Here is a 22,647-nt window from a genome sequence, read left to right on the forward strand (position 1 = left end):
TTCACGCAAATTGAAGGTTGTTTCTCAGACTGGGAGCACGGCAGGCGTTACTGGAGCCCGGAAGCTTTCTCATCATGCATATGAGCATCCCGCCCGAAATAGAACTCCCGCCGGAAGCGTGACCCGGACACATCTATTAATCTTTCATCGCACGCAAAAAGACAGTCATCCCACGGACAACTGCCCTTTTTTAGAAGTTACGTGTATTTTGTTACTCCGCTCCTTGCTCTTCGGATAATACGCAGGGAACGGGCTGGCCCCCCACCCAGTAATAAGGGAGCGATTTGACAGGGACGAACCAGAAACTTTCCAGGAGCAGCGAGCGCAGATCCTCGCCTGTGGCCGGCTGCACTCCTATCCTGTCTATCGCAGACATAATGTCGAATGCGTAATCGGCGTATACACCCCCGGTCTTATCCATAATAAAATCCATCTCCTGGCCGGAGTACACGCTTGTCAGCTTTAGCCTTTCCGTCCCGGCCTTTTTGCCGTCGATCTTGTACAGACCGGGATACAGCTCTCCAGCTGCGGGCAGTTCGCCATTATGGGCTGAACGGTATAGATTCACCTTCCGCTGGACATCGTTCACAGCCTGAACCGTGACAAGATCCATCACCTTTACGGTCGGATTTCTCTCCTCATCCAGCAGCAAAAAATAGGCGCTGCCTCCTTTTTCGAAGGCCGCCGCCGGAATATCATCCAAATAGCCCTTTTTGTTCAGCTTATCCAGATCAATCCGAAATTTCTCGAACCTTGGCGTCTCCCTGTCAGCGTTCAAGATCGGAAGCAGGCCCTCCTTCTGGTAGAAATCGTCGACAGCGGACTGAACCCGGCTCACACTTTCATGGTAACTGACGGCGGTCCTTCCCTCCTCCTTACCGTTATACAGGCAGCCGGACAGGAAGAGAGTAAGGAGCAGCGTTCCCAGCACGCCTGCTACACGTAAAGACGGCAGAGTGCCTCCCCGAATGATTCCTACCCGGCTTGGCGGCTCCTTCGGCATATTTACCACAATTCATCCTCGTGGCCGCGCCGCGCCTCTTCCAGCCTGCGTCGTACAGCAGCTTTCAAAGGGTCTTCGGGAACGGTCACACGGATGTCTCCCTGCACAATGGCCTGACAGGCCAGACGGACGCCATCGTTGAGCTGGCTGCCCAGCTTGCGCCGTTCGATATCCCCCGGGGGCTTAACCCCGCCTGCAGTCTCATCCTCAATCTTGACCTTGCACATCAGACAGCCGGCTTTCCCGTCGCAGCGGGTAGCTATTTTAACGCCAGCCTTGCGCGCCGCTTTGAGCAGCGATACGCCCCCGGCAATTTCGGTCTGCCGCCCCTCCGGCAAAAATACAACCTTATATCCTCTATGCGGTTTCATCGATGTCAGTATCCTCCTCTTATGGCTCGACAAGTTCGAATAGCAAAATTATGAGCAGAGCGCGGTTACGCCCAGCAGCTCTCCAAGCAGCCCAATATGGGAAAGCTCCAGCGAATTGCGCCGGATCAGCGTTTGAACCAGCGGCAGATGCGCAGGCAAATTTCTCCTCATGACAGAGGCGATCACCTCATAACGGTCTCTGCGTCCGCGCAGCACGTTGAATACAAACTCATGGGCCAGCGGCATGAGCCGCAGCCTTCCGATACCGGGATAATTCTCGGCGGGTGCGCCCGTCTGCAGAAGACAGGTCTCCACATTGTACTTCGATGGGCCGCTGCATACTTTGAACCCGCATACGAGCTCCAAATGATAATCATCCAGCCGGTAATGGCCGATTAGCGAAAAGCATCCGCGGCTCCAGTCTTCAGCGGGTTTCCCGCAAGCATATCGTCCAAGAGCGGAATGGAGCCTGTCCACAGCTTCCAGATCCGCGTACAGATCGATATCGCGAGGAGGCGCCGCAAGCGGCACATCGTGCAGAAGCAGCCCGCAGCTTCCTCCCAGAAGCCATAATGGCGGGTCTTCCTCTTCCCCAAAGCATAATGCATCAGCAGCCTGTACAAGAGCCTTACGCAGCCCCTGCGGCATAGTATCACCGGCTAACATTCCTTCACGCCCCATTCCTTCAAAAATCGTGCTACGATTCAATCAGAAATATGTTCGGTTCGACGCTGTGAGGTTACCTGTTACTTCCAGTATTGCCTGGCAGATCTGTGCTGCAGCCTTCCTGCAATTATTCGGACCATATCTTCCGCCCTACTGCCGCAGCTATATGTAACGGCTTACATAATTGAGGCCAAGCCGCCAAGCAATCCGATTAGCATGATGACAAAAGCGATGACGGACAACACTCCGCGGAGCAGGCCTTTCGTCCTGTTGCGGGCAAACGTAATCAGAAATACGGACAGACCCATGATCAAAATAGCAATCAGAGACATCCACATTTTGGTCATCGGGTCCATTCGTACGTCTCCTTTCAACTGGATATTATAGGTATATTATAACACGATCACAAAAAAAAGAGCATCCGAACCGCTTTGGTTCTTTTGCTCTTTTTGGAAAGAAGGCCCTATTTTTTTAGCATCATTTTCATTAAGGTTTCCATACTGTTCGGATTTGCCCCGGTCTTCTTTACAGCATGGATAATTTCCTTAATTGTAGCTTCGCTGACCGGCACATTGGCCATCGCTGATACCTGCTTGATCAATTGGCGGAGCTGGGCTTCACTCTGCAGCGTTCCCGGCTTTACTGTACCGGCCAGCCTTTTAACGGCGCCTTCCGAGATGTTTTTGCCCGCCTTTTTATTAATGGCGTTCAAGGCGTCCTTGGAAAAATTTCGGCTCATTTGTCATCCCTCCTCCGTCAATCCCCGATACAGCATATGAGGAGATCCGGTAAAAGGTGAGGGCACTCCAAGGTTACTTCACGTATGCCATTGCTCCCATGTTTCCTGAGAGATGGACTCGAGTTCGGCTTTCGGATCGCGTCCCATAAGGGCCTCGACCGCTTCCCGCGGACTCCGGCCAAGGAACAGCACATGATAAATTTGGTCCGTAATCGGCATTTGCACGCCCAGTTTTGCGGAGATGGCGTATGCTGCCTGGGTTGTGCGTATGCCTTCTACTACCATGCCCATCGACCCTAGCACCTCATCCAGCGGCTTGCCCTGTCCGAGCAGCGAGCCTGCCCGCCAGTTGCGGCTATGCTTGCTCGTCGCCGTTACGACAAGATCACCGATTCCAGCGAGACCGGCGAACGTCAGAGGGTTCGCCCCGAGCTCCACGCCGACGCGGGAAATTTCCGCGATGCCCCGGGTAATCAGCGCCGCCTTGGCATTATCTCCGTATCCGAGACCATCGGACATCCCTGCACCGAGCGCAATGATGTTCTTAAGCGCTCCAGCCAATTCCACGCCAAGCATATCCCGATTCGTGTATACACGGAAGTCATTGTTCATGAACAAATCCTGAGCCCGTATCGCGGCCTTCTCATCCAATGAAGCGACGACGACCGTTGTCGGGCAATGGCGGACGACCTCCTCCGCATGGCTCGGACCGGATAGGACAACGATACGGTCTTCATCACAGCCAAGCTCCTCAGATATAACCGTGGACATCCGTTTCATGGTCTCCGTCTCAAAGCCTTTGGTCGCATGAACGCATAGCATCTCTTCCTTCCAATGAGGCTTCAGACTGCGGGCGACCTGGCGCATACCCGATGAAGGAGCCACGATGACGACCGCTTTGGCACCTGCAACCGCCTCTGCCATATCGGTTGTCGCGATAATGTTACCCGGAAGAACCGCTCCCGGCAAATAACGCTCGTTCGTATGCTTGGCGTTGATTTCCTCCGACTGGGATGCATTCCGCGTCCATAGATAGACCTCCGGATGGTTCGCCGCCAGAACACTTGCCAGCGCTGTTCCCCAACTTCCCGCAACGAGTACGGCGACTTTGTCAGACAACGCGCTTCCCTCCTTTGGACTTGGAACCGATTTTGTTCTCGCGCCGCTGCGCAATTTTAATTATATTCGTCCGGTGCCGCCAGAATGCAAAGACAGCGATAATAAGGCTAGTCCACAGCACCGGATATGTAAACCCGGTGAACAGCAGGAACACCGGCGTCAATGCAACGAACAGCAGCGACCCGAGCGAGACGTAACGGGTAACAACGATGGACAGAATGGCGATAATTCCAGCGTACAGCGCAGGCACCAAGGCTAGTGTCGCCATTACGCCAATCGTGGTCGCGATACCTTTTCCGCCTTTGAAATGAAAGTAAAGCGGCCAGTTATGCCCGATAATCGCCGCTATACCGCAGGCTGCGGAGACCCAGCCTCCCCACCCGCCAGCCCATACACCGAGCCAAACGGCGATAATGCCTTTGAGCACATCCAGGACCAGCACCAGTATGGCGGGTCCTGTTCCAAGAACCCGCAGCGTATTGGTTGCTCCTGCGTTGCCGCTCCCGTAATGACGGATATCAATGCCCTTAATCAGCCTTGCCAGCAGCACGCTAAAGCTGACGGAGCCAAGCAGATAACTAACAACAATTACTACAATTTCAAACGCCACGCTTCTTCTCCCCTATTCATCGTCGGATTTGCGCCGTGTAAAGATTCGGATCGGCGTTCCCTCAAAATTAAACGCACCGCGGATTTTGTTCTCCAGGTAACGTTCATAGGAGAAGTGCATCAGCGAAGGATCGTTGACGAATACGACAATCGTCGGCGGCTTCACGGCCACCTGAGTCACATAATTGATACGCAGACGGCGTCCCTTATCGGTCGGCGGCGGATTGATCGCAACAGCATCCGAGACGACATCGTTGAGAAGATGCGTCGCAATGCGCAGGGAATGCTGCTGCGCGACATGCTGTACAATGGGCAGCAGCTTATGCAGGCGCTGTTTTGTCAGCGCGGACAGGAAGACAACCGGCGCATAGGTCATGAACAAGAAATGGTCGCGGATCTTGTTCTCGAAGTGCTGCATCGTCTTATCGTCCTTCTCGACGGCATCCCACTTATTAACCACGAACATCGATGCCTTGCCGGCATCATGCGCATAACCGGCGATATGCTTATCCTGATCGATGATGCCTTCTTCGCCGTTAATAACGACGAGTACGACATCCGCTCGTTCAATTGCCCGCATAGCGCGCATAACGCTGTATTTCTCCGTCGTTTCATACACTTTGCCGCGCTTTCGCATACCAGCGGTATCGATCAGCACATAGCGCTGTCCGTCACGTTCAAACGGCGTATCAATTGCATCGCGGGTCGTTCCCGCCACATCGCTGACAATAACGCGCTCCTCGCCGAGTATCGCATTGACCAAGGACGATTTGCCCACATTAGGGCGGCCGATCAGCGCAACGCGGATCACATCCTCGTCGTATTCCTCGTCCTGCGGCTCCGGAAGCCGCTCCGTAACCTCATCCAGCAGATCGCCGATTCCGGTGCCGTGGCTGCCGGAGATGCCGATCGGATCTCCGAAGCCCAGGCTGTAGAATTCATAGATATCCTCAGCCCGCTTCATATTGTCCACTTTGTTGATTGCGAGTACGACCGGCTTGCCTGACCGGAACAGCAGTTGAGCCACTTCCTCGTCCGCATTAGTCAATCCGCTCTTCGCTTCACACATAAATACGATAAGATCCGCTTCCTCGATCGCCAGCTCTGCCTGGATACGGATGGATTTCAAAATCATATCCTCGCCATCGATCTCGATACCGCCCGTATCAATTACGCTGAACGCCTTGCCGTTCCATTCCGATACGCCGTATATCCGGTCGCGGGTGATTCCGGGTTTATCCTCTACAATAGCCAGCCGGTCACCGATCAGCCGGTTAAAAATCGTTGATTTCCCTACATTGGGCCTTCCTACGATGGCCACAACGGGTCTTGCCATGTTTCATTCCTCCTGTCTGCCTTTCGTTACCCATCATAGCAAAAAAGCCTTCGCTTGGCTAACGCCTAAAAACACAATCGGCGAACCCTCATATAAAAGGGTTCGCCGATAAGTATACCCATTATGTCAGACAAAATAAGGAATTATTTCCCCTTGAATTTGTCCAGCTTGTCGCCGAAACGTTCGGCCAGCGTAAAGCTGAGTCCTTGGTTGCTCAGCGAAACATTGGGGTTGTCGAGCACTTCTTTAGGAGCCCGGTCTCTGTTTCTTTCCGGCTTGGCAGTAGGCGCCGGAGCTTCTTCCGTTTCCTTAATGCTTAAGGAGACGCGCTTCTCGGACGGATTGAAATCCAGAACTTTCACTTGAACTTCCTGTCCTTCCTTAAGCACTTCATGCGGTGTGCCGATATGCTTATGGGAAATTTGCGAGATATGGACAAGACCTTCTACACCAGGGAACAGCTCAACGAACGCTCCGAAGTTGACAAGACGTTTTACTTCGCCTGTTACCACATCGCCGATATTGATTTTGTCGGAAGCCGTGTCCCAAGGACCAGGCGTTGCCGCTTTGATACTCAGGCTGATTTTGCCTTTTTCCGGATCGACTTTCAGTACTTTTACACGTACCTTGTCACCTTCGGAAATCACATCGGAAGGTTTGTCAACATGGCTCCAAGCGATTTCGGAGACGTGAACGAGTCCATCAACGCCACCCACATCGACAAACGCTCCGAATTGGGTCAGACGCTGTACCGTACCTTCGATGATTTCGCCTTCGGTAAGCTCGGACATAATTCTTTGCTTGTTGGCTTCGAATTCCTCTTCGAGCACTTCCTTCGCGGAGAGAATAACCTTTCCGTTCTCACGGTCAAGCTCTTTCACTTTTACGCGAAGCGTACGTCCTTTGTAATCGCTGAAATCTTCAACGAAATGACGCTCAACCATGGAAGCAGGGATAAATCCGCGGGCACCCACGTCGGCAACCAGACCGCCTTTGACCACGTCGGCCACGGTGACTTCGAAAGCCTCTTGGGAATTGTAGTATTTCTCCAGATCGTCCCAGGATTTCTCGCTGTCCACAGCGCGTTTGGAAAGAACAAGGCTTTCCTTGTTGTCGTTGATGCTGACAACCTTGCACTCCACTTCTTGTCCGACTTCAACAGCCGAAGCGGCATTGTCGAGTTGAACGGAAGACAATTCGCGAATCGGAATGACGCCGTCATATTTATATCCAATGCTCACATAAGCTTGGTTATCTTCGATTTTGACGATCGTTCCTTTCACGGTGTCGCCTTTTTTCAAGGAAATGATTTGCTCCAGCTCATCCTGGCTTGCTATTTCCTCTTGATTGCTAGCAGCGGAATCAACCGCCTCTACGGATTCGTTGTTCTCCGCAGCTTCCTGATTTCTTATTTCTTCAGACATGTGATTACCCTCCTCGATTCAAAACCCCATTTATTTAAACCCGCACTAGAGCAGGGTTCAAAACATACATCTTTAACAAATGCCCCGCTATAGATGTTACTATCCTATTATGTTCCAAATAATAACGGCTATGCCGCTTTATTTCCCGCTTGGCTTACCGGTCTCCAGCATCTCGCGAATCCGGGCCATGATAAGATCGGTAACCGCTTCAGCCGAATCGCTGCCGCCTGCGGCATATTCGCTCAGATCAATCGGAGCGCCGTAAACGACGACCATCCGGCGAAAAGGCTTGTATGGGCCGATTATCGCCGCCGGTACAACTGCCGCGCCACTGCGGAGGGCAAAAGTCGCCGCTCCTTTTTTGGCAATTCCGCTGTCGCTGTTCCGCGTTCCTTCCGGGAAAATGCCCATTACTTGCCCGCTTCTAAGCAAATTAAGCGCCGTTTTAATGGATTCTTTGCTTACACCGCCGCGTTTAACCGGAAAAGCGCCCACCTGTCTGACTAGCCGGCCGAGTACAGGAACCTTGAACAGCTCAGCCTTGGCCATATAGTTCACTTTGCGCTCCAGCTTGATGCCCATAGTAAAAGGATCAAGATTGCTGGTGTGGTTGCCGCATAGCAGTACTCCGCCCTCGTTCGGAATATTTTCAATTCCCACCGTCTTAAGCGGAAACAGAACGGCATAGATCAAGCGAAGCAATCCTCGGCAAATGACATAAATCATTAATGATTTCTCTCCCCGCGGGCATAAGATCTGCAATGGGACACGATGGTCTCCACAACCTGTACGATATCCATCGACGTCGTATCGAGCAGAATGCTGTCATCCGCACGCCGCAGCGGCGAAATTTCCCGGCTCTGATCCAGAAGGTCGCGCTGCGCAATATCGTTCTCAAGCTGCTCCAGAGTTACCTGTTCCGCATCTTTCAGCTCCTTGTAGCGGCGGAGCGCACGCTCCTTCACGCTTGCCGTCATGAAAATTTTCACTTCAGCATCCGGCAGTACGGTTGTGCCGATATCGCGGCCGTCCATCACGACTCCTTTACCAAGCGCCATCTCGCGCTGCAGCTGACTCAGCCTTGTTCGGATGGACTCAATCTTGGCATACTGCGATACCATGCCGCTGACCTGCAAACTGCGGATATGAGGAGTCACGTCTTCCCCGTTGATTATCACTTTCTGCACTTCTTCTCCGGGTATTAATTCAATCACCATATTTCGTACTGTTTGAAGCACGTTATCATGATCTTCCGGCATAATGTCTTTGCGGATCATATACCAGGTAACCGCCCGGTACATGGCTCCCGTATCGACATAAATGTAAGAAAGCTTCTGTGCTACCATTCGGGCTACTGTACTCTTGCCTGCCCCGGCAGGTCCGTCGATGGCGACGTTAATTTTGTCAGCGATATGTGTCCCCTGCCTAACCAAAGGGGCATTCCTCCTCAGGCATAATGCCAAGATCGCGCTTGGCGTTGATCCACTTGACCTACCGGAAAGCACGAACATAAATTCATACCTTCTGATATCTTCAAGAAAAAAGCAGGCATTGCCTGCGACTTATAAAATTATACCACAGTTTGTACAGCAGTGCAAAATCGCATAGACTCAAAATACAGCAAAAAAATCGGGGAATGGCAGCAAATTTCAGGGTATTTTAGAACTCTTTCCGCGAATCCCGCGTGAAACTATAGCCTGACTCGCTTTAACGGTTGCGGAAATCAAACTGCCGCTCGAAGCAAAAGCGGATAATTTTCTGACGCTCGCCATCCAAGATGTTTACGAACTTTAGCATGGCCACACTCCGCCCGGTATCGAGCTCTTTCATCCGTACTACCTCGGCTTCAAAGTAAGCATGTTCGTTCAATCCGTTACGGTAAGGGATAAGAAGCCAGCACTCCAGCCGATCACCGACTTCAAGCGGAGTGCTTACGTCCGTCCAGAACGAAGTTCCGCCGCCGCCGATATCTTCGGTTCGAACCAGAAAGCGGATACCCGCCGCTGTTCTGACAGCCAGCTCCAGCTCTGCGCTGACACGCAGGAAGCTTCGTCTTTGTATCTTCAGAATCTCATCCTTCGCCGGCTTATGTACACGCACCATTCGGATGACGTCTTCCTTGAAACCGAGCACATGCGTATAAAAATAATTTTTGATTCCGCCCTCGCCCATAAAATAAACCGACAGCTCATCCCCGATATGCAGTTTCTTAAGCCGTCCGCTGCTTTCCTGCATCGGAATTTCTATCAGAAAGGCCTCGTCTTCCAGTTCAGCTATTCTGGACCGGTATTCGACTTCCGCTTCGGAAGCGTCGCTGGATGGTACCTGGATGAACAGTTGGTCGTTAATTTTGGGATACAAACATGTCACCGCCATTGAAATTAGTAAGATATTCTAATGGCGATTATACCATGTGATGCGGCGGCTGGGTGAGAAAATATTACGGGGACGCTCCAGTACGAATCCATGCAAGGATACCGGAGTTCATATCATTTATGACGCAAAAAGGCCATCCGCAAGCGGACAGCCTTAATCCGGTATTTAATGAAACTCTTCACTGCTGTTATTATTTTTGGGCGCCGGAAGCGGTCCGGATCTCTTCAACCGATTCTTCGATTCCGGTGTCCGCATTCAGATAAATCCGGTACTGGGAACCGTTAATCCGGCCGCCGAATTCGTAAGTGAGGACTTCTTCACCGTCATCATTCTCAATCAAGGAGAGACGGTTGTAGATCTCCCGGAAATCCGGGTTAAGCTTTTTCCGCGCATCGGCAAGGCTCATTCCGGGCTTTGCAATTTTGCGGTTTTCCTGATGCTCATTGACATAATCGCTGGACTGAAAACCGGTGGTATCGCCGGTATCGAGTCCGGAGCGCACCGTTATCTTTTCGGGATAGATCAGTACACCGCTTTGCTTCGTAACAAACGTGAAATTGCACATATTGCCGTACCGGTCAGCGCTGACGGGCGTCATATCCGAATATCCCTTGCGTTTCAGGAATTCGCCGGCCTTGGCGACGGCATCATCCACCGATACCTTCGGGGCTCCAATCTCGCGGTTATTGTTATAAGAAATCAGCAGCCCGCCTTTTTTCGTGAAATCCATACTTACCGTTTCATTCGCTCCGCTTACCGTCGCCGTGTACGTTTCCCATTCCGTGCCTTTTCCGTTCTCGGTCAAATGCACCTTGGCCCCGCTGCCGGCGTCGGCATATTTCAGCGCCTTGCGGCGGATATCATCCTCCGAGGCGGGCGGACCATTCAGCTTTTTGACGGAACGTTTATCGTAAACGCTGGCTACGGATGGCCCCCAATCCAGCTCCGGATAAGCACTCACTCTTTTATCAACCGTTTTGAAACCGTCGATAATCGTGTTGTCCTCGGCTTTTTTCTCCGTTGCCAGAGCGGCTTCAACGTCCATCCACCGGAGATGATTCGTAATGACCTTGTTCTGCACATCCTGAAGATCCTTCGAAATCTCGCCGGAGCTTTTATACAGAGCCGTCAAGTTTTTCATTTCCCCATCGGTCAAAGGCTTGGCAGCGTAATCGCGCACCGCCGCCTTGTATGAGAAGTTGGAAATCTTGGAGAGGAACTCCTCCGTCTTGCTGAAAGGCAGCAGTGTCAGCGGGAGCTGGTTGATCTCGTTTTGCGCCTCGCTGGTAATTCGCCACACATTCGTCAAGAACTTGTGATGCATTCCATCGGAGGTTGAGCTGACGGCAAGTACGTTACCCAATTCGCCATGCAGCCGCTCCATATGATAAGACAGATCGTGGAAGGACCGCTGGTATTGGTTTTCCGCTTTCAGCAGAACGGCGTTCTTTTCTTGATTCTCCTGATACCCCCATACAAGCGCCCCGATGAGCAGAATCAAAGTCAATGGGAACAATACGGCACTCATTCTTTTGTACATATGCCTTGAAGACTCCCTTCTGGTAGCTTATTGCCGTTAGTTTGACTAAAGTAAAGAGGTCTTATGCACCAGCCGCAAAGAGAATCGGTATAGGAACGGTATACAATAGCAAAAAAGAGCAACGCCTTATTAGGCCTGCTCTTCAATCAGAAATCCTTCGGTGCAGTTGCAGAGACATTGCTTGAACCCGGTCTGAACAATGCCATGATATTTTATGCCGCGCAGAATATAGCTTTCACCGCACTGCTTGCACACGATTCGCACTTTTACCCGCAAAAAAAGACACCTCTCTTTACAGTCTAATTTTCTCTGTGGAAAATCTGCCCGTAACAGTGTCTCCATCTGCGTTATAGATTAACCTCTTCCTCCCGCTTCAGCAGGCGAAAAGGCGACAGGCTGTTGGCCCGCGCTACTTTAATCATGCCTCCATACCATAAGAAGGCCATTAAAGGAACGATATACCAAATCCAATAGTTTGGCGTTGTGTTCAAAATAAAGTCGTAAATTCCGTGCCAGATCCAAGGAAGAAGCAGCGATACAGCAAGGATGCCGCGCCTTCTGACCCCGTTCGAAAATTTGGCTCTGCCAAGATGATACCCCATCACAACACCGAACATGGCATGCCCCGATACCGGAAGAAGCGCGCGAAGAAACATGGAGCCAAGCGAAGCATGGCTGTACCAAGCGTACATCACATTCTCAATCGTCGCAAAACCGAGCGAAATCGCAACAGCATAAAGTATGCCGTCATACGGTTCGTCGAACTCGGTATGATTGTAGATGATGTGGTACATCACAAACCATTTCAGGCACTCTTCCACTCCGGCGGAGATCAGAAATGATTCCGTGTAAGGACCCGTATCCAGCCCCAGCGTCAGTCCTCTTTGAATAATCATGACCGGAAAGACAATCAGCAGGCCCAGCAAAAAAACTTTAAGCACCATATGGAGCGGCTCCTGGTCATACTTGTCCTTCAGGTAAAAATATATCAACAGAGCAAGCCCCGGTGCCACTGCCGACGAAACTACCGATAACAAAAGCACCGAACGTACCTCCCCGCTTGTCAAAATAAAAGAACAGCCGGCCTATCCCCTATGAAACAGGCAGGACCAGCCGGCGTCGTCGTAACAACAGGTAAAGGGTCACCGAGGTTCCACCCCTTCCTCATTATTCCTGGCGTTTGAAAAAGGCGCAAAGCTGCTGAATGGCGTTCTCCGCCATAACCGTCTTGCCGTATTCGTTCAGTACCGCCTCGGTCACCGGAGATGAATCCCCGAATTCGGCGAGCACAGCGACAAGCGCTGACAGTGCGGGTTCCTCAAATTCTTTCGGATCGAAATAGAGGTACCATTTATCCTGATAAGAGTACAGCTTGCCTGCGGAAGTAATATTGCCGATGAGCACATGAGCCGCTTCAACCACGACTTCAAAATCACGGAAAGCATAGACAATGGAGTCCGCTTGTTCAAGGGTGACTTCCATTTCGTAAATCTCATCTGGTAATTCTTCTTCCCCTGGCGAACCGTACTGATGATCATATTTACCCCGGGTTACGATGACGACCATACCTTGTGCAGGCAGAGCGAACACTTCCACGGCAAGAGGACCGGTTGCGTCAAATCCGAGTTCATTATATGCCTGATCCATCATCTCCGTAAAAAGGTCATGAACTTTAGGGACTTCCTGCCACATGTCTTCTTTCTGAATTCCCCGCTCGCTCAGATCGTCAAAAGTGAGGAAAATCCGTATCTTATCTTGACTTAAACGCTCTATTCTCATGACAGGATCCTCCTTTTGAAAACTCAAATTTATTATAGTGTATGATGAGTCCCGAGTAATGAGCCAAAAATGGTTATTATGGTGATTGATATGTATGTATGTTACCATTTTGCCGCAATAAATGCACGTAAATATATTATAAGCGGGAAAAGCAGCATTTTCAAAAGTACGGCTAACCGTTTCTTCCTATATTAAAAAAAGAATCATTCTGGAGAAAGTCTCCAAAATGATTCTGTCGGCCTTTGCCTTTCGGTTACAAGCCCGGTATGGCTGTATGGGTTTCTTTGAGGATTTTTTCCACGTCGTGTTTGACATCGGGATTGCTGCGGATAAAATCCTTCAGCATGCTCAGGTCGGCTTCCTTGGAACGGACAGGCAAAGCTGCCTTATGCCCCTCCGATCCGGAGCTTTCCGTTTTGGCCGGCTGCTGATTTGCGGAAGTGTTCCCAAAGCCTGTAGTCGCCATATTGATAATTTTATTTTTTGCTTTTTCGGCAGCCCTGGATTGCCCCAGCATCGGCATAAACATGTTCCGCTTGTTGGACATAAGCATACTGGCGGCGGCACCCAGCATCACTCCGAAAAAAAATGACGAAGTCTTCACATTTATTACCTCCTTGTATGATAAAATCATCTCTAGTGTTCGCAGAAGGTTTCCGCCTCATACAGCTTAATCACAGGAAAGCGAGTTGAAATAAGTGGGTAAACAGACAGCTGCGCTGCTGCTTGCCGCCTTTCTGCTGACATCGTGCAGCAGCGCGGAGAACACTGCTCCGGATGGCGGAATGACGGCTGCGTCGCCAAGCGCAAATGCTTCATCTTCAGCGGCCCTGACCGGAACTTCTACAGCAAGCCCCTCTGTTCAGCCTTCCGCTGCAGCCGCCGGCAGTGAGGATACCGCTGAATCGCCGGGAGCTTCCGCTTCCCCGGTCGCCGGATCGGTTAACGGCGGCGCAAATCCAGAAGAACAGGCCGGAAGCGGAACGGAAGTGAAAGTACCGCTGCTGTACCACATGAACAAGAATTACGACATTAAGCCTAATGAAGAAACCACGAACAAAAAGGTCGTACTGCTTACGTTCGACGACGGACCCAAGGAAGCGAAACTGATCAACTCAATCTTCAACACGCTGGAAAAACATCATGCCAAAGCGATCTTCTTCGTCAACGGGTACCGCATCAAGGAGAACCCGGAGCTGCTGAAGTTGATTCAGGAACGCGGCGGAATCATCGGCAATCACAGCTGGGATCATATCGTTCTCAAAGATAAGCCGTACACCGCCGTCAAGAAACAAATTGAAGATGTACAGAGAATCGTTAAGGAAGTCACTGGAGTGGCTCCGGTATTCTTCCGGCCCCCTCATGGGGCGGGCGGAGATGTCGGCAAAAAGGTCGCCGCGGAGAACGGAATGCTGTACATGACCTGGTCGAACGGCTCCCTTGATTGGACGATGAAGGAAAAGGACACAGGCAAGACGGAAAAGCTGATTAAGAACGTCACCGATCAGCTCCATCCCGGCAGCAATATCCTGATGCACGAACTGCCGTGGACAACCGAAGCGCTGGATAAACTGCTGACGACGCTTGAGAGCAAGGGCTACGGCTTTGTCGATCCTCGCAGTATCGAACTGAAAATGCGGTAAGCTAAAATTAAGCGAAAAAGGCCCCGGCCCATCTTATGCGAAGGATGAGCGGGGCCTTTCACCTGATTATCGTAAACTGAAGCAGCCCGGCCAAGCCCGCTACCATAGCGTCCTAAGCGGCGGAGCCCCTTTTATCCCCCACCACAGCAGAAAGATCAACAGCAGCATAAACAGAACATTCAGCGAATTCACGAACAGCTTGCTGAGCCTGATCCGTTCCGAGCGATAGGTCGCCGAGCGGGACGGGGGGGATTGCTCCTTGTTTTCTCCCGGTTTGGGCCGGTCCGCTCTTCTCCCGCCCCGCGCGGTTCCGGCCTTCTGCCTTACCGCCGCAGACTTTCCGCCCTCCGTATTCTTTTTTCGCGACCGGGACAAGGCTTGTGAGGATGATTCTTTTTTTCTTGGAGATGAAGCTTCCGCTTTGCGCGGATTGCTTGCTTTGACGCCGGACATGCCCCCGCGGCTTCTTTTGTTCTGGCGGGACTTTACCCGGCTGAGCTCCTCACTCATGACTCCCTCCTGTAGCGGATCACCAGTCCTGAGAACAGGTCGATGATGAAATGACATAAAATAGGCGCCCAGATCGTACCGGAATAGATGTAGATAAGCCCGAGGCCGTAGCTGCTGGCAAATACCCAGCCCGTAGGAATCCAGTGCCTTAAATAGCGAACATGGATAATCGCAAACAGTATGCTCGTCCAATACGGCCCGAAAGCATACTGTATGGCGCCTCGGAACAGCAGCTCTTCGCAAATGGACACCATGGCGGCGATCAGTACGATATGCCAAAGCGGCCGTTTACGGAACAACAGCTCGTTTATCCCTCCGTCATCCATGGTTTGTTCGGGGACAATATAGGTTAACACGAAGTCCACTACAAGCATAATGACCGCGAGACCTAGGCCCCAGGCGGCAAAATTGATGCTTTCGGGAAAATTTAGTACTTGAAAAGGATTTCTTTTCTGAAATAATACCCAGATCAATCCGATAATAAGGGTAAGGCCCTGTGTAAAATAAAGATTAATTAAAAGCAGCCGGTCGGTTAACTGCTCAGGTGTTGCTTTTTGTACTTTTATGTCGCTGAGTTTAAATTTTTTCATCCATTACCTACCTGTTCTTAAAATATTTCAAATCCTAGCATTCATATCCAATTCAATCCTCATAGAAAAAGGAGCTTTTAAAATGAATCACCGTTCATCCAGCAAGCCAATGCTGTACACACTTGGATTTTTGTTCTGCCTGATCTCTGCCTTTGCTGTCTTTTTCACCGGAGTGAAGGTCGGCGCCGACAAGGTCGAGGCCAAATATGAGAAACTGAACGCCGATGGACAATCCTCTGAATCCTTCGCATATTACCGGCAAACGGATCTCGTTACTTTCTATCATAACGTATTTTCGCCATATCGGGAATTCAAGCGGAACTGGAACGAGCAGGTTGACCTTCTCATACGGGGAAGCGGCGCTGATCGTACGGAAATACTCAAAAATCTCCGCAATCTCGCGGATGGCGCTTACTCGCAAGTGACACAGGACTCCATCTTCGACGAATCTCCGCTTCTGAAGCAAGGCCAGCTTAATATTCTGAAAAGCCTTCGCCTCTTCTCCGAAGCTGCCGGCAAGGCATCCTCGGCCTCCGGGAAAGCACAGGCGGCAAAGGTACTGAAAAACGGGGAGTTTGCGGCTGGAGCAGTTAGATACGGACTTTTGGCCCAGAGCAATTATTATGCCTCAATGCTTAAATGGGGTTCCCAGAAGAATTCTTCCATTCCTTCCGAGACGGGCAATCTGAAGACTATCCCGCTAGCAAAATGGAACAAAATGCCTCTGCTGCAAAAGAACGCCGCTATCGCGGAAATCATGCTGAACCGCAGCATTTTCGAGGATTACGAACCGCAGGATGTAACGGCCAAGATCGATAATCTGACCCATTCCGGCAAGGCCGCATCCCTGAAACTTAAGGATATCCAGAGCGCAACCTCCCTGCTTGTATCCACCGGAGCCATTAGGGAACGGGATTTCTCCCGATGGCGCCAGCAGTACTACAGCAAGGAAACGGTTCCGCAGCTCCCTTTCTTCTACGACTGATATCGGCAAATGAATCATACCACAATCATCCGGCAAAATACTATTGACACATGTAGCACAGCCATGTTACATTATGAAAAAATTAATCAAGCAAAACCGATGATGGAACAAAGATACTGAAGGTCTTCAGAGAGCCGGCGGATGGTGCAAGCCGGTGGCGGACAGTGTACTTTAGCGCTCCTGAGATATTGTGTTGAACTAATAGTAGGCACAATCGGATCATCTCCGTTACCAGTGTTCCTGTCTTTCAGGATATGAGGCTGTGTCTGTAAAGGATGCGGTGAATTAGGGTGGTACCACGACAACTCTCGTCCCTTACTGCGGAAGCAGTATGAGATCGGGAGTTTTTTTGTTGACCGCCTGCTTCTCTAATGCCCGCCCGGATGAGCAGCCCATGCTTCAGGGTCCTGCTTCAGACCTATTCTCTGCTGCGACACCGCGTTGACGCTTGCCTGAAAATGCGGTATGATCGCCCTCTTCTGTGGAAAAGCTGTTTCAGGTAATCCGGAGAGCCTTAAAGGCCTCCTCAAAAAATAATAGTGTTCACACATCTAAGGAGGAAAAAGAAATCATGTTTAAAATTTTGGTATCGGACCCGATCAGCGATCTGGGCATTCAGCAGCTGACGGAAGCAAGCGACGTAACGGTAGACAAAAAAACGGGACTCAGCGAGGATGAACTCATTGCGATTATCGGCGAATACGACGGTCTGCTCGTACGCTCCCAAACCACTGTCACCGAGAAAATTATCGAAGCGGGGTCCAAACTGAAAGTAATCGGACGTGCAGGCGTCGGTGTGGACAATATCAATCTGGAAGCCGCCACGAAGCGCGGAGTTGTCGTTATTAACGCGCCGGACGGCAACACCATCACTACCTGTGAGCATGCCTTTGCGATGATGATGGCTCTGGCCCGTCATATTCCCCAAGCCTATACGAAGACCATTACCGGCGTGTGGGACAAAAAATCATTTCTCGGCGTTGAACTCCGCGGCAAAACGCTTGGCGTACTCGGCATGGGCCGAATCGGCAGCGAAGTTGCCAAGCGCGCCAAAGCATTCGGCATGAACATCCTGGCCTTTGACCCGTTTCTGACGGCCGACCGGGCAGAGAAGCTGGAAGTTACACTGGCTACGGTCGATGACATTGTAAAGGGCGCGGACTTCATTACGGTCCACACTCCGCTGACTCCGCAAACGCGCCATATGATTTCCCGGGCTCAGTTCGAGGTTATGAAAAAAGGCATGCGCATCGTTAACTGCGCACGCGGCGGCGTCATTGACGAAATGGCTCTGGTGGAAGCTATTGATGCAGGAATCGTAGCCGGAGCGGCTTTCGACGTATTCGAGAAAGAACCGCCGCAAGCGGATCATCCTTTCCTGTCGCATCCGAAAATTATCGTTACTCCGCACCTTGGCGCATCGACTGTGGAAGCTCAGGAGAATGTGGCGATCGACGTATCCGAGCAGGTGCTGCATATTTTGCGGAACGAGCCGTTCATCAACGCGGTTAACATCCCTCCGGTTGCGCCGAGCGTCATGAACAAGCTGCAGCCTTACTTCAATCTCGGCGAGAAGCTTGGCAGCTTCGCTTCGCAGATCACGAATGGCGCCATCAGCGAAATTCATGTGGAATTTGCCGGGGATCTCTCGGACGTCGACACCCAACCGCTGAACCGGTACATTGTCAAAGGCGTGCTGTCCCGCCACTTCGGCGGCGACGTCAACATCGTCAATTCCATGCACTTGGCCAAAAGCCGTGAAGTAAATGTGGTCGTGACGAAAGCCTCGAAGACCAAAGGCTTCACCAACCTGATTACAGTGAAGCTCATTGCCGAGGGAGGCGAAGAGCGTCTTGTTGCCGGTACGCTTCTGCAAGGATACGGTGAACGGATCGTGCAGCTCGGTAAATTCCCAGTTGATATCGCTCCGGAAGGCAATCAAATCCTGATCTCCCATAACGATAAACCCGGCATTATCGGCAACGTGGGTACGCTGCTCGGCCAGAACGACGTCAACATCGCATCGATGCAGGTGGGACGTATCGTTGTCGGCGGCGAAGCCGTTATGCTGCTGACCGTTGACAAGGAAGTTCCGAATGACGTACTGGTGAAACTGGCCGCCTTATCGGAGATCAATACAGCTAAAGAAGTCGTACTTCAGTAGACTTTAATATTCCTAAATACACGGCATAAACAGAGCGCCGGCTGCCACTTAAATGGGCAGCCGGCGCTTTTATTATTCAGATATTAGGAATGGCGGAACCACCCGGCCGTCAATATCGGTAAAACCGTATTGTTCCGCCAAATACCCTACCTGCTGAGGCACGCCCGACCTTTCCATAATCTTCGGATCGGCGGCCAAAGCACATACGGCCCTCCCGATATAACGGGTGGATTCGGTTGCTTGCAGTTCTTCCACTTCCCGCCAATGTGCTTCATCCGTATGAAAGGCGTCCAGAACAAGCTCTGTCCGCATCCAGCCCGGAGACAGCGGAATGACGGCGATTCCGTCAGCCGCAAGTTCCTTGGATAATCCGCACGCCATGCGCACCAGCGCATTTTTGGACAAATCATAGTAGAAATTGCTGATATGTCTATACCGGTCCCAAAAAGTAGTGTGAATGATCAGTCCGTTCTTGTGGATGCGCATCAGCGGGATCGCAAAGTAATTCGTTAGCAGCTGTGCGCGTACGCCGGATTCGAACATATGGTTCCAATGCTCCAGCGGCTGCTCCCAGAAAAGCCGCTCATCAATCGGCAGCTCGTTGCCTCCCCAGACATTGTTCACCAGTATGTCCAGCCTGCCTTGTTCGGAAGTAATGCGCGAAATTAAGCTTTCCGTATCCCGGGTATCAGTATGATCGCATCTTACCGCCGCTCCGAGCCCCCCTCCCTTTACGATTTCTTCCACTGTAGCATCAATATTTCCCGGGCTATTTTTCTTGAGATTTCCATTAACGCTTCTGCCAGTCACATAGACGTAAGCCCCGGCGGCGGCCAATTCCAGCGCTATACCCTTTCCCGCTCCTCTGCTTGCTCCGGTGACAAGCGCAATCTTTCCCTGCAGCGTTTTCATATTAAGGTGCCTCCCTGAGACCAGAACTCGCCTGCTCCATTTAGCTTCTCCAGATTTTCAGCTTTTCCGGCCTTCACTGGATTAAACACAGGCTGTATATTCAGTTTAGCCCTTATATATGTCATGGATTGTCGTATATTATAGATATAGCTGTTAAAAGTTATATTTAAGTTAGGAGGAATCGCGGAGATGAGAGCCGACCGTCTGCTGTCCATTCTACTGCTGCTTCAGAATCGCGGCAAACTTACGACCCGCCAATTATCAGGCATGCTTGAAATATCCGAACGGACGGTGCACCGGGATATGGAGGCGCTATCGGCAGCGGGCATTCCTGTGCTGGCAGAGCGGGGCCGCGAAGGAGGCTGGATGCTCGCGGAAGGCTACCGTACCAGGCTTACGGGCATGAAGCCCCAGGAGATCGGCGCGCTGCTCTTGACTGCCGATCCTGCGATCCTTGATGATCTAGGGATTAGAGAGGACTTTGCTGCGGCAGCCCGCAAGCTCGAGGCCGTATCCAGACCACTCAGCCCGGAAGCCGGGTACAGTCTGGCCGGACAAATTCACATTGACGGTGCCTCATGGCATCCTATTGATGAATCCGTCCTCTATCTAATTCTGCTTCAGCAAGCAATCCGGGAAAGCCAGAGAGTCAGAATCACCTACGGGCAGAGTACTGAGGCTAGTACTGAGGCGAAGGAACGGACCATCGAACCTCTCGGACTGGTGGCGAAAAAAGGGGTATGGTACGCGGTGGCTTTCTGCGAAAGCAATCTTCGGACATATCGGGTGTCGCGGATAGTACAGGCGGAAATTATGGAGGAACATTTTCAGCGGCCTCTGGATTTCGATCTTAGGGCGTACTGGGAGCAGTCTACCCGCGACTTCAAGGCTTCATTGCCCCGCTATCCCGCCGAGCTGCGGATTCGGGACTCTGCACTCCCGGAGCTTGAAAAAGAGCGTTATGTGAAGGTGCTGTTTTCCGCCGTTTCATCAGACCCCGCATGGCTTAAAGTAGAGGCGGAGTTCCATACGTTCGAATCGGCGAAACGCATCATTCTGTCTTACGGAGCGGACGTGATTGTTACCACGCCGCCTGAGCTAAGACAGGAAATTGAGCATACAGCCAGCGCCATTGCCTCCCTCTACCGGACACCGGGAAGCAGACCGCAACTTTCTTAAAGGATCGCGATCCGCCTCTTCTTGTCATAACCCTTTTCTATTGTAGGGGCCAACGATACTCTCACAGGCGTTCATGCTTATCCCATCCCATCGTCCTTGAGACGGCGTCCTGCCAAATACGGTAGCGGTCCTCCCGTTCTTCCTGCGGCATGACAGGCGTAAAAGTCTTCTCCGCCTTGTTGAAATTCCGCAGTTCTTCACGGTTCCAAAAGCCCGCGATAAGACCCGCCAGCAGAGCCGCACCCAGCGCCGTTGTCTCTGCGTATGTCGTTCGCGTTACTTCTCTGCCTAGAATATCTGCCTGAAACTGCATCAGCAGATCATTACGTACCGCTCCGCCGTCCACCCGCAGGTCGGATAGCGGCATGCCGGCGTCCTTCTCCATTGCCCCGATGACATCTCTTGATTGGAATGCAAGTGATTCCAGCGTGGCGCGTACAAGGTGGGCGGAGGTCGTTCCCCGCGTTAAACCGAACACCGCTCCCCGGGCATACATATCCCAATACGGCGCGCCCAGTCCGGTAAAAGCGGGCACGACGACGACCCCGCCGCTGTCTTCAACCTCCCGCGCCTTTTCCTCGGATTGCCCCGGATTTTCTATCAAGCCGAGACCCTCCTCCAGCCACTGCACCGCCGCTCCCGCGACGAATACACTGCCCTCAAGCGCATAATACAGCTGATCGCCTATTCCCCATGCCACCGTCGTCAGCAGTCCATGCCGCGAGACAACCGCTTCGCTTCCCGTATTCATCAGAATAAAGCAGCCGGTGCCGTACGTATTCTTGGCGCTCCCGGCTTCCAGACAGGTGTGGCCAAAGAGCGCCGCCTGCTGATCCCCAAGCACGGAAGCAATGGGGATCTCCGCTCCGAACCACTGCTTAAGCGCCGTTCCAAAGGACCCGCCCGACATCCGCACCTCGGGCAGCATACCTGCCGGAATGTTCAGCTCGGCCATCAGCTTCCCGTCCCAGACCTTCCGGTGCAGATCGAACAGCATCGTCCGCGACGCATTGGTGACGTCCGTAGCGTGTACGGCGCCGCCGGTGAGCTTCCAGGTCAGCCAGGTATCCACCGTTCCGGCGAGCAGCTCGCCCCTCTCGGCTCTTTCACGCGCGCCTTCCACATGATCCAATATCCAGGCGATCTTCGTCGCCGAGAAATAAGCGTCGGCGACGAGGCCTGTTTTCTCCCCGATTTCCCGCTCCAGCCCCCTTCGCTTAAGTTCCTCGCACATCTCCGCAGTTCGCCGGTCCTGCCATACGATGGCCGGGTATACCGGTTTGCCTGTCGCCTTCTCCCACACCAGCGCCGTCTCACGTTGGTTCGTAATGCCGATCGCGGCGATTTGCGAGGGATCGATACCGCTCTTCACAACGGCTGCTCTTGCCGACCTGAGCTGCATATTCCAGATCTGTTCCGGATCATGCTCTACCCAGCCTGGACGGGGGAAATACTGGGTTAGCTCATACTGAGCCTGGCTGACCATTTTGGCTTCTTCATCGAACAGAATCGCCCGCGAACTGGTCGTGCCCTGGTCCAGAGACAAAATGTAGCGGCTCATCGTGCGGCTCCGTCCAGAAGCATGTCTGGAAACAGGATAATTACCGAAATGAAGCGCTTAACGATTGTCATTTTTCTCATTGAAAATCCTCCTGTTAGCTTGTTCCACGGAGAACAAGATTTATCGGCTCCATTCAACAAA

The 22,647-nt window shown here is 51.9% G+C and carries 25 protein-coding genes and 1 other annotated feature; of the genes, 4 read left to right on the forward strand and 21 right to left on the reverse strand.

Going from position 1 to position 22,647, the window contains the following annotated elements; all coding sequences use genetic code 11:
- Positions 1-211: 211 nt before the first annotated feature.
- From PDUR_RS16870 to PDUR_RS16945, 17 genes are all read right to left on the reverse strand, one after another.
- The gene (locus PDUR_RS16870; RefSeq protein ID WP_052410259.1) at positions 212-1,003 is read right to left on the reverse strand and encodes a YphF family lipoprotein; all 792 of its coding nucleotides are present in this window, start codon (positions 1,001-1,003) and stop codon (positions 212-214) included.
- Positions 1,004-1,005: 2 nt separating this feature from the next.
- Positions 1,006-1,374 (reverse strand): 2Fe-2S iron-sulfur cluster-binding protein, encoded by a 369-nt coding sequence (locus tag PDUR_RS16875; protein WP_042207325.1) that lies wholly within the window; start codon positions 1,372-1,374, stop codon positions 1,006-1,008.
- Positions 1,375-1,422: 48 nt separating this feature from the next.
- Positions 1,423-2,040, reverse strand: coding sequence for a hypothetical protein (locus tag PDUR_RS16880; RefSeq protein WP_052410260.1), 618 nt, complete (start codon positions 2,038-2,040; stop codon positions 1,423-1,425).
- Positions 2,041-2,216: 176 nt separating this feature from the next.
- Positions 2,217-2,396: a DUF2768 family protein gene (locus PDUR_RS16885; protein WP_042207326.1), complete on the reverse strand. Its 180-nt coding sequence runs from the start codon at positions 2,394-2,396 to the stop codon at positions 2,217-2,219.
- Positions 2,397-2,503: 107 nt separating this feature from the next.
- A complete protein-coding gene (locus tag PDUR_RS16890; protein WP_042207328.1) occupies positions 2,504-2,779 on the reverse strand; it encodes a stage VI sporulation protein F in 276 nt (91 codons plus the stop codon).
- 78 nt (positions 2,780-2,857) lie between these two features.
- Complete coding sequence (locus tag PDUR_RS16895; protein ID WP_042207329.1) at positions 2,858-3,898, reverse strand: NAD(P)H-dependent glycerol-3-phosphate dehydrogenase; 1,041 nt, start codon at positions 3,896-3,898, stop codon at positions 2,858-2,860.
- Positions 3,891-4,508, reverse strand: a complete 618-nt coding sequence (gene plsY, locus PDUR_RS16900; protein ID WP_042207330.1) for a glycerol-3-phosphate 1-O-acyltransferase PlsY — start codon at positions 4,506-4,508, stop codon at positions 3,891-3,893. Before plsY ends, PDUR_RS16895 begins: the two co-directional genes overlap by 8 nt.
- A 12-nt stretch (positions 4,509-4,520) precedes the next feature.
- Positions 4,521-5,843, reverse strand: coding sequence for a ribosome biogenesis GTPase Der (gene der, locus PDUR_RS16905; RefSeq protein ID WP_036597000.1), 1,323 nt, complete (start codon positions 5,841-5,843; stop codon positions 4,521-4,523).
- 143 nt (positions 5,844-5,986) lie between these two features.
- The gene (gene rpsA, locus PDUR_RS16910; protein ID WP_081949559.1) at positions 5,987-7,267 is read right to left on the reverse strand and encodes a 30S ribosomal protein S1; all 1,281 of its coding nucleotides are present in this window, start codon (positions 7,265-7,267) and stop codon (positions 5,987-5,989) included.
- A 138-nt stretch (positions 7,268-7,405) separates the two neighbouring features.
- Positions 7,406-7,993 carry a lysophospholipid acyltransferase family protein gene (locus PDUR_RS16915; protein ID WP_042207331.1) on the reverse strand — a complete coding sequence of 196 codons (588 nt, stop codon included), beginning with the start codon at positions 7,991-7,993 and terminating at the stop codon, positions 7,406-7,408.
- A complete protein-coding gene (gene cmk, locus PDUR_RS16920) occupies positions 7,993-8,700 on the reverse strand; it encodes a (d)CMP kinase (protein ID WP_042207332.1) in 708 nt (235 codons plus the stop codon). Before cmk ends, PDUR_RS16915 begins: the two co-directional genes overlap by 1 nt.
- Positions 8,701-8,974: 274 nt before the next feature.
- The gene (locus PDUR_RS16925; RefSeq protein WP_179945164.1) at positions 8,975-9,628 is read right to left on the reverse strand and encodes a flagellar brake protein; all 654 of its coding nucleotides are present in this window, start codon (positions 9,626-9,628) and stop codon (positions 8,975-8,977) included.
- 205 nt (positions 9,629-9,833) lie between these two features.
- Positions 9,834-11,183 carry a germination protein YpeB gene (gene ypeB / locus PDUR_RS16930; protein ID WP_042207334.1) on the reverse strand — a complete coding sequence of 450 codons (1,350 nt, stop codon included), beginning with the start codon at positions 11,181-11,183 and terminating at the stop codon, positions 9,834-9,836.
- Positions 11,184-11,312: 129 nt separating this feature from the next.
- Positions 11,313-11,459: a hypothetical protein gene (locus PDUR_RS29200; protein WP_169744918.1), complete on the reverse strand. Its 147-nt coding sequence runs from the start codon at positions 11,457-11,459 to the stop codon at positions 11,313-11,315.
- 71 nt (positions 11,460-11,530) lie between these two features.
- Positions 11,531-12,226: a glutamic-type intramembrane protease PrsW gene (prsW, locus tag PDUR_RS16935; RefSeq protein WP_042207335.1), complete on the reverse strand. Its 696-nt coding sequence runs from the start codon at positions 12,224-12,226 to the stop codon at positions 11,531-11,533.
- A 124-nt stretch (positions 12,227-12,350) separates the two neighbouring features.
- Positions 12,351-12,962 carry a genetic competence negative regulator gene (locus PDUR_RS16940; RefSeq protein ID WP_042207336.1) on the reverse strand — a complete coding sequence of 204 codons (612 nt, stop codon included), beginning with the start codon at positions 12,960-12,962 and terminating at the stop codon, positions 12,351-12,353.
- A gap of 253 nt (positions 12,963-13,215) precedes the next feature.
- A complete protein-coding gene (locus tag PDUR_RS16945) occupies positions 13,216-13,566 on the reverse strand; it encodes a hypothetical protein (RefSeq protein ID WP_042207337.1) in 351 nt (116 codons plus the stop codon).
- Positions 13,567-13,660: 94 nt separating this feature from the next.
- Between PDUR_RS16945 and PDUR_RS16950 the strand changes: the two genes are divergently transcribed.
- A complete protein-coding gene (locus tag PDUR_RS16950; RefSeq protein WP_042207338.1) occupies positions 13,661-14,605 on the forward strand; it encodes a polysaccharide deacetylase family protein in 945 nt (314 codons plus the stop codon).
- 99 nt (positions 14,606-14,704) lie between these two features.
- Here the strand turns inward: PDUR_RS16950 and PDUR_RS16955 are convergent, their stop codons facing one another.
- Together PDUR_RS16955 and PDUR_RS16960 are read right to left on the reverse strand one after the other, a co-directional pair.
- Positions 14,705-15,115, reverse strand: a complete 411-nt coding sequence (locus PDUR_RS16955; RefSeq protein WP_042207339.1) for a hypothetical protein — start codon at positions 15,113-15,115, stop codon at positions 14,705-14,707.
- Entirely contained in the window at positions 15,112-15,705 is a 594-nt protein-coding gene (locus PDUR_RS16960) for a CPBP family intramembrane glutamic endopeptidase (protein ID WP_042207341.1), read from the reverse strand. Before PDUR_RS16960 ends, PDUR_RS16955 begins: the two co-directional genes overlap by 4 nt.
- Positions 15,706-15,787: 82 nt before the next feature.
- Here PDUR_RS16960 and PDUR_RS16965 point away from each other — a divergent pair, with 82 nt between their 5' ends.
- Both PDUR_RS16965 and serA read left to right on the forward strand, forming a co-directional pair.
- Positions 15,788-16,690: a hypothetical protein gene (locus tag PDUR_RS16965; RefSeq protein WP_042207342.1), complete on the forward strand. Its 903-nt coding sequence runs from the start codon at positions 15,788-15,790 to the stop codon at positions 16,688-16,690.
- A gap of 90 nt (positions 16,691-16,780) precedes the next feature.
- Positions 16,781-17,009, forward strand: a binding site (T-box leader).
- A 252-nt stretch (positions 17,010-17,261) separates the two neighbouring features.
- On the forward strand, positions 17,262-18,854 hold the full coding sequence (gene serA, locus PDUR_RS16970; protein ID WP_042207343.1) for a phosphoglycerate dehydrogenase: 1,593 nt from the start codon (positions 17,262-17,264) through the stop codon (positions 18,852-18,854).
- 72 nt (positions 18,855-18,926) lie between these two features.
- Here the strand turns inward: serA and PDUR_RS16975 are convergent, their stop codons facing one another.
- Complete coding sequence (locus PDUR_RS16975; protein WP_042207344.1) at positions 18,927-19,766, reverse strand: SDR family NAD(P)-dependent oxidoreductase; 840 nt, start codon at positions 19,764-19,766, stop codon at positions 18,927-18,929.
- A gap of 189 nt (positions 19,767-19,955) precedes the next feature.
- Here PDUR_RS16975 and PDUR_RS16980 point away from each other — a divergent pair, with 189 nt between their 5' ends.
- Entirely contained in the window at positions 19,956-20,945 is a 990-nt protein-coding gene (locus PDUR_RS16980) for a helix-turn-helix transcriptional regulator (RefSeq protein WP_042207345.1), read from the forward strand.
- Between the two features lie 61 nt (positions 20,946-21,006).
- On the opposite strand, the gene glpK is transcribed toward PDUR_RS16980, so the two are convergent.
- A complete protein-coding gene (glpK, locus tag PDUR_RS16985; RefSeq protein WP_042207346.1) occupies positions 21,007-22,506 on the reverse strand; it encodes a glycerol kinase GlpK in 1,500 nt (499 codons plus the stop codon).
- Positions 22,507-22,647: the final 141 nt, after the last annotated feature.

Source organism: Paenibacillus durus, from assembly GCF_000756615.1.
GTDB classification, from domain to species: domain Bacteria; phylum Bacillota; class Bacilli; order Paenibacillales; family Paenibacillaceae; genus Paenibacillus_AQ; species Paenibacillus_AQ durus.